The 7,345-nt window shown below is 69.9% G+C and carries 7 protein-coding genes; 4 read left to right on the forward strand and 3 right to left on the reverse strand.

Annotated elements, in window-relative coordinates:
* Together JWP65_RS06550 and tkt are read right to left on the reverse strand one after the other, a co-directional pair.
* Positions 1-711, reverse strand: a 711-nt coding sequence (locus JWP65_RS06550) for a type I glyceraldehyde-3-phosphate dehydrogenase (protein ID WP_299761731.1), incomplete at its 3' end; no start/stop codon positions are given.
* A 29-nt stretch (positions 712-740) separates the two neighbouring features.
* On the reverse strand, positions 741-2,774 hold the full coding sequence (gene tkt / locus JWP65_RS06555) for a transketolase (RefSeq protein WP_299761734.1): 2,034 nt from the start codon (positions 2,772-2,774) through the stop codon (positions 741-743).
* A gap of 112 nt (positions 2,775-2,886) precedes the next feature.
* On the opposite strand from tkt, the gene speD reads away from it, so the two are divergent.
* The 4 genes from speD (at position 2,887) to JWP65_RS06575 (ending at position 5,964) form a co-directional block, all read left to right on the forward strand.
* Positions 2,887-3,261, forward strand: a complete 375-nt coding sequence (gene speD, locus JWP65_RS06560) for an adenosylmethionine decarboxylase (RefSeq protein WP_299761737.1) — start codon at positions 2,887-2,889, stop codon at positions 3,259-3,261.
* An 82-nt stretch (positions 3,262-3,343) separates the two neighbouring features.
* The gene (murU, locus tag JWP65_RS06565) at positions 3,344-4,039 is read left to right on the forward strand and encodes an N-acetylmuramate alpha-1-phosphate uridylyltransferase MurU (RefSeq protein WP_299761740.1); all 696 of its coding nucleotides are present in this window, start codon (positions 3,344-3,346) and stop codon (positions 4,037-4,039) included.
* Between the two features lie 30 nt (positions 4,040-4,069).
* Complete coding sequence (locus JWP65_RS06570; protein ID WP_299761743.1) at positions 4,070-4,561, forward strand: N-acetyltransferase; 492 nt, start codon at positions 4,070-4,072, stop codon at positions 4,559-4,561.
* A 5-nt stretch (positions 4,562-4,566) separates the two neighbouring features.
* Positions 4,567-5,964, forward strand: a complete 1,398-nt coding sequence (locus tag JWP65_RS06575) for an aminopeptidase P N-terminal domain-containing protein (protein WP_299761746.1) — start codon at positions 4,567-4,569, stop codon at positions 5,962-5,964.
* Positions 5,965-5,997: 33 nt separating this feature from the next.
* Here the strand turns inward: JWP65_RS06575 and JWP65_RS06580 are convergent.
* Positions 5,998-7,345 (reverse strand): FAD-dependent oxidoreductase (locus JWP65_RS06580; RefSeq protein WP_299761749.1); only part of this gene is annotated, 1,348 nt, incomplete at its 5' end.

The following is a 7,345-nucleotide window of genomic DNA, read 5'->3' on the forward strand; positions in this document are numbered from 1 at the left end:
GGAGGTCGGCACCCGGAACGACATGCCCGTGAGCTTCTTGTTCAGCTCGGGAATCACCACGCCGACGGCCTTGGCGGCGCCGGTCGAGGACGGGATGATGTTTTCCAGGATGCCGCGGCCGCCGCGCCAGTCTTTGTTGGACGGGCCGTCCACCGTCTTTTGCGTCGCGGTAGCGGCGTGCACCGTGGTCATCAGGCCGCGCTTGATGCCCCACTTGTCGTTCATCACCTTGGCCAGCGGGGCCAGGCAGTTGGTGGTGCACGAGGCGTTGGAGATGATCGCCTCGCCCTGGTACTTCAGGTGGTTGACGCCGAAGACGAACATCGGCGTGTCGTCCTTGGACGGTGCCGACAGGATCACCTTCTTCGCGCCGGCATCCAGGTGCTTCTGCGCGCCGGCCTTGTCCAGGAAGATGCCGGTGGACTCGATCACCACCTGCGCGCCGACCTCGCCCCACTTGAGGTTGGCGGGGTCGCGCTCCTGCGTCAGGCGGATCTTCTTGCCGTTGACGATCAGGGTGTTGCCCTCGACCGCCACGGTGCCGTCGAAGCGGCCATGGACCGAGTCGTACTGGAGCATGTAGGCCAGGTAGTCCGGCTCCAGCAGGTCGTTGATGCCGACGATCTCGATGTCGGAAAAATTCTGCACCGCCGAGCGCAGCACGTTGCGGCCGATGCGGCCGAAGCCGTTGATGCCTACCTTGATTGCCATTGCGTGATTCTCCTGGATGACGTTGAAACCTAGCGCGACCTTTGCAGCACGGCCCGCACCGTGTCCGCCACATTCTCGGGCGTAAAGCCAAAATGCTTGAACAGCACGCTGGCCGGGGCCGACTCCCCGAAGCTGTCGATGCCGACCACCGCGGCGCAGCCGTACTTCCACCAGAAGTCGGTCACGCCGGCTTCGACGGCGATGCGCGGCAGGCCGGCCGGCAGCACGCCGCTCTTGTAGCCGGCGTCCTGGCGGTCGAAGGTGGTGGTGCTGGGCATGGACACCACACGCACCGCCACGCCTTGCTGGGCCAGCAGCTCCTGCGCCTTGAGCGCCAGCTGCACTTCGGAGCCGGTGGCGATGATGACGGCCTGGGCCTTCTTGTTCAAGCCCACTTCGCTGGCTTCGGCCAGCACGTAGGCGCCGCGGCTGATTTCGTCCAGGCCGGCCTTGGGCGCGTACGGCAGGTTCTGGCGCGACAGCAGCAGCGCCGTCGGCCGGTTCGCGTTCTGCAGCGCCACGGCCCAGGCCACGGTGGTTTCGGCGGTGTCGCCCGGACGCCAGACGTCCAGGCCCGGGATCAGGCGCAGGCTGGCGGCGTGTTCCACCGACTGGTGGGTCGGGCCGTCTTCACCCAGGCCGATCGAGTCGTGCGTGAACACGTGGATCACGCGCCGCTTCATCAGCGCCGCCATCCGGATCGCGTTGCGGCTGTAGTCGCTGAAGGTCAGGAAGGTGCCGCCGTACGGGATGTAGCCGCCATGCAGCGCCACACCGTTCATGATCGCGGCCATGCCGAACTCGCGCACGCCATAGTTGATGTGGCGGCCGATCTTGCCGTCCACCATGGCGACGTTGCCGGCCTGGTCGAAGCGCAGCGGCGGCGTGCTTTTGGTGTTGGTCAGGTTGGAGCCGGTCGGGTCGGCCGAGCCGCCCAGCAGCTCCGGCATGGCGGCGGTGAAGGCTTCCAGCGCGATCTGCGAAGCCTTGCGCGAAGCGACCGTCTCTGCCTTGGAATGGGCGGCGATGGCGGCGTCGACGGCCACCTGGGCGAAGTTCTTCGGCAGCTCGCCCGCCATGCGGCGCGAAAATTCGGCGGCCTGCTCGGGGAAGGCCGCGGCATAGGCGCCGAAACGCTTGTTCCAGTCGGCTTCGGCGGCGTCGCCCCTGGCCTTGGCATCCCATTGCTCGTAGACGGCTGGCGGCAGCTCGAACGGGGTGTGCTCCCAAGCCAGGGCGGTGCGGGTCAGCGCGATTTCCTCGGCGCCGAGCGGCTCGCCGTGGGCCTTGGCGGTGTTGGCGCGATTGGGCGAGCCCTTGCCGATGTGCGTCTTGGCGACCACCAGGGTCGGCTTTTCGCTGCTGCCGCGGGCGTCGGCGATGGCGCGGTCCAGCGCCTTGACATCGTGGCCGTCGACCGGGCCGACGACGTTCCAGCCGTAGGCTTTGAAGCGCGCCGGCACGTCGTCGATGTACCAGGGCGCGACCTGGCCGTCGATGGAGATGCCGTTGTCGTCGTAGATGGCGACCAGCTTGCTCAGCTTCCAGGCGCCGGCCAGGGCGCAGGCTTCGTGGCTGATGCCTTCCATCAGGCAGCCATCGCCCATGAACACGTAGGTATGGTGGTCGACGATGGCATGGCCGTCGCGGTTGAATTCGGCCGCCAGCAGCTTCTCGGCCAGCGCCATGCCCACCGCGTTGGTCAGGCCCTGGCCCAGCGGGCCGGTCGTGGTTTCGACGCCGGGGGTGACGTCCACTTCGGGGTGGCCGGGGGTCTTGCTGTGCAGCTGGCGAAAGCCCTTGAGCTCGCCCACCGGCAGCTCGTAGCCGGTCAGGTGCAGCAGCGCGTACAGCAGCATCGAGGCGTGGCCGTTCGACAGCACGAAGCGGTCGCGGTCGGCCCAGTGCGGGTTGCGCGGGCTGTGCTTGAACTGCTTGTGCCACAGGGCCACGGCGATGTCGGCCATGCCCATGGGCGCACCGGGATGGCCCGAGTTCGCTTGTTGCACGGCGTCCATGGCGAGCGCGCGAATCGCATTCGCCATCAGGGATTCGTTGGCCATCGGGGGCAGCTCCGGGGGTAAAAGTATCAGGGGAAACCCGGCATTTTACTTTGGTGCCGGTCGGTGAACTTTGGGCCGGGTCTTGCGGCAGGCGTTCGCATACAGTCGGGGAATGAAGGGCCTGCACCTGACCGCCGACCTGTACCGCTGCCGTTGCGAGCCGGCCTGGCTGACCGACCCCGACCAGCTGGGCGCCTGGTGCGTGGCCGCCGTGCAGGCGGTGGGGCTGGAAGTCGTCAACCAGTTGTTCCACACTTTCCCGGCCACCGCCAAGGGCCCGGGCGGCGTCACCGCCACCGTGCTGCTGGCCGAATCGCACGTGTGCCTGCACACCTGGCCGGAAGACCACGCGGTGACCGCCGACGTCTACGTCTGCAACTTCGGCGGCGACCATTCGGCCAAGGCGCGCGCGCTGATGTACGCCCTGGTGAATCGCTTCCAGCCCGAGTGGACGGAGCAGCGCTCCCTGGACCGAGGAGAAGAATGAGCCACCCCACTCCGCACTGCCTGTCGTCGCTGCCCCTCAAGGGGGCTGCAGCCTCCATGAGGCGGCTCGGCCGAGACTGCGAATGAGCCGCGCCCAGGCCATGATCCTGGCCGCCGGCCGGGGCGAGCGGATGCGGCCGCTGACCGACACGTGCCCCAAGCCGCTGCTGCAAGTGCGTGACCGGCCGCTGATCGGCTGGCACTTGCAGGCGCTGGGCCAGGCCGCCCTGGCCGACGTGGTGGTCAACACCGCCTGGCTGGGCGAGCAGATCGAGCAGCGCTACGGCGCGCAGACCGATGGCGTGCGGATCCGCTACTCCCATGAAGGCAAGGACTTCGGCCACGCGCTGGAAACCGCCGGCGGCATCGTGCGGGCACTGCCACTGCTGGAGGACTGCTTCTGGCTGGTGGCGGGCGACGTCTACATGCCCGACTTTCGCTTCAGCCGGCAAGCGCTGGAGCGCTTTCGCGCCAGCGGCAAGCTGGCCCACCTGTTCCTGGTCGCGAATCCCGAACACAACCCCAAGGGCGACTTCGGCTTGGCCGCCGACGGCTCGGCGCTGAACCAGGCCGAAGTTCGCTACACCTATTCAACCACCGGCCTGTTCCGCCACGGGCTGTTCGACGGCCTGCCGGCCGGCAACCCGGAAGGCTTGAAGCTGTCCCTGGCGCCGCTGCTGAGGCAGGCGATGGACCGCGGCCAGGTGACTGCGGAGCTCTACACCGGCGCCTGGACCGACGTCGGCACGCCGCAGCGCCTCGCCGCCTTGAATTCCTAGGGTGTGCAGCTGCGCTGCGCACCGCCCTCCATGCTCGCCCATCCCGCAGTCCGCTTCGCCACGCTGGCCGATGCGGCGGACATCGCCGAACTGTCCCGCGACGCCATCGAATACGGGCTGCCCTGGAGCTGGACGGTCGGCCGCGTGCGGCATGCCATCGAAGCGCCCGACACCAACGTGGTGGTGGTCGACGGCCCGGGCCGGCTGGACGCCTTGGGCATCATGGCGTATCCGGGCGAAGACGCGCACCTGCTGCTGTTCGCGGTGCGCGCGGCCGGCCGCCGGCGCGGCATCGGCAGCGCCATGCTGGCCTGGCTGGAAGCGGTGGCGCGGGCCGCCGGCGCCAGCCGCATCCGGGTCGAGGCACGCCGTGACAACGCGGCCGCCCGCAGCTTCTACAACGAGCACGGTTACCAGGAGCTGGTCATCCTGCCGCGCCACTACAGCGGCGTGGCCGACGGCGTGCGGCTGGAAAAGTGGCTGCGCCCGCGAAACTCCGGCGCCGCAAACAGCGGAGAATGACTTTCATGAACACCACCGTGCCCACCTCGCTCTACGCCCAGCGCCGCGCCCGCATGGCGGCCCAGCTCGGCCCGAACGGCATCGCGCTGATTCCGACCGCGCCGGAGCGCCCGCGCAACCGCGACTCCGACTTCCTGTACCGGCACGACAGCTACTTCTACTACCTGACCGGCTTCACCGAACCGAACGCCTGGCTGGTGGTGACGGGCGACGGCACGAGCACGCTGTTCTGCCAGCCCAAGGACCTGGAGCGCGAGATCTGGGACGGCTACCGGCTGGGCCCCGACGCGGCGGTCGACGCGCTGGGCGTCAACGCCGCGCACTCGGTGGCCGACCTGGACACCCAACTGCCCAGGCTGCTGGAAAACCGCGACACGGTCTGGTACCCGCTGGCGATCCACCAGGGCCTGGAGCAGCGGGTGGCCGGCTGGCTCAACCAGGTGCGGGCGCGCGTTCGCTACGGCGCGCTGTGCCCCGAGCAGCAACGCGACCTGTGCGCGGTGCTCGACGAGATGCGGCTGGTCAAGGACGCGCACGAGCAGGACATCATGCGGCGCGCCGCCGCGATCAGCGCCCGGGCCCACGTGCGCACCATGCAGGCCTGCGCGCGCATGCTGCGCGAAGGCCAGGATCTGCGCGAATTCCACCTCGACGCCGAGCTGATGCACGAGTTCCGCATGGGCGGCTCGCAGTACCCGGCCTACAGCTCGATCGTCGCCGCCGGCGCCAATGCCTGCGTGCTGCACTACCGCGCCGACGTGGCACCGGTGCGCGCCGGGCAGCTGGTGCTGATCGACGCCGGCTGCGAGCTGGACAGCTATGCCAGCGACATCACGCGCACCTTCCCGGCCGACGGCAAGTTCACCGGTCCGCAGCGCACGCTGTACGACCTGGTGCTGGCGTCACAGGAAGCGTCGGTGGCCGCCACCAAGCCGGGCGCCCGCTTCACCGACCCGCACGAAGCGGCGGTGAAGGTGCTGGCGCAAGGCATGCTGGACGTGGGCCTGCTCGATCGCAACAAGGTCGGCACGCTGGACGACGTGCTGGACCGGCGCGCCTACTTCCAGTTCTACATGCACCGCACCGGCCACTGGCTGGGCATGGACGTGCACGACTGCGGCAGCTACGTGGAGCCCGCGGAAGTGGGCACCGTCAGCGAGCGCAAGGACCCGCTGTCGGGCGAAACCATCAAGAACCGCCCCAGCCGCATCCTGCAGCCGGGCATGGTGCTGACGATCGAGCCCGGCATCTACGTGCGGCCGGCCGAGGGCGTGCCCGAGCAGTTCCACAACATCGGCATCCGCATCGAGGACGACGCCATCGTCACGCCGCAAGGCTGCGAGCTGATCACGCGCGGCGTGCCGGTCAAGGCCGACGAGATCGAAGCGCTGATGCGCGGCTGAGCGCCAATCCCGGGCAGGCCCGCATGCCGCTGTTCAGCGCAGCCCGGCCCGGTGCCCCAGCGTGAAGGCCTCCTCGAAGATCGAATAGCCGGCCCAGTCCGAATGCGCGTACTGCAGCCGGGCCGAATCCGGCGGTGCCGGCAGGCTGGCCAGCAGCCCCGGCGCCGGGATCGTCATGGCGTGGCCGTAGCGCGCGACCTCCATGCGCGTGAGCAGGTGCAGCAGGTCGCTGTGCGGCACGGCCAGTTCGGACACGATGCGGTCGCGCCAGTCGGTCCAGGGCCGCCGCAGCAGCTCGCCGCGCCCGGCCTCGCCCGGCGCCAGGTACCACGTCAGCACCGTGGGGCCGGCGCTGCGCTCCAGGCTCTGGTGGCCAGCGTTGACGTAACCCAGGGCATCGCCGGCGCCGTACACCACGTTGTCCCAGGCCAGCGGCGCATCGCCTTTTTCCGCCAGCGGCGCGCGCAGGTGCAGGTTGGCCACCAGCCACGGCGCATGGCGCGCCCGCCGCGCCAGCTGCCGCAGCGGCGCCGGCGCGGCCTCCACCACGCGCGCGGCGACGAAGGCGGGCAGGGCCACGATGCAGCGGTCGGCCATCCAGCGCTCGACGCGGCCGGTGGCCGGCTCCAGCGTGTCGACCTCGACGCCGTGCAGCCGCTCGGCCACGTGCAGCACCATCCGGCCGCCCCGAAAGCGGTCACCCAGCGGCGCCGTCAGCGCTTGCACCAGCCAGCCATTGCCTTGCGGCCACGTCAGCAAGCCCTCGCGCTCGCCTTCACCTTCCGGATGGAAGCCGTGGCGGGCGGCGAAGTAGTGCAGCCCGGCCCAGGCCGCGACCTGCGTGCTGTCGGCGCCGTAGTCGTCGCGGCAGCAGTAGTCCAGGAACCAGCGCAGCTGCGGGTCGTCCAGGCCACGGCTGCCCAGCCAGGCGGCGAAAGTCTCGCCGTCCCAGGCGCGCAGGCCGGCGCGGCTGCGCAGCGGGATGCGAAAGGCGCCGGTGGCGCGCACCTTCTCCACCTCCTGCGCAAAGCGCGCGTACTGGGCCAGCGTCGAGGCGCCCACGCCGTGGAGCGGCAGCAAGCCCTGCTGCCACTGGCCCTGGAAGAACAGCCGCTCCTGCGGCGCGTGGCACAGGTGGCGCTCGTCATACTGCCAGCGGCCGGCCACCCGCTTGCGCAGTCCCAGCTCCTCGAGCAAAGCCTGCACCTCGGGCGCCGCGTCGGTCGGCACCGGCAGGTAGTGCGCGCCGAGCGGGCAGGGCACGCCCTGGATCTCGCCGCCACGGCTGTTTCCGCCGGGCGCCTGCTCCAGGTCCAGCAGCACGAAGTCTTCGATGCCGCGCTGGCGCAAGGCCCGCGCCGCCGCCAGCCCGGCGATGCCG

Origin of the sequence: Ramlibacter sp. (assembly GCF_028292805.1) — a bacterium.
Lineage (GTDB): Bacteria > Pseudomonadota > Gammaproteobacteria > Burkholderiales > Burkholderiaceae_C > Ramlibacter.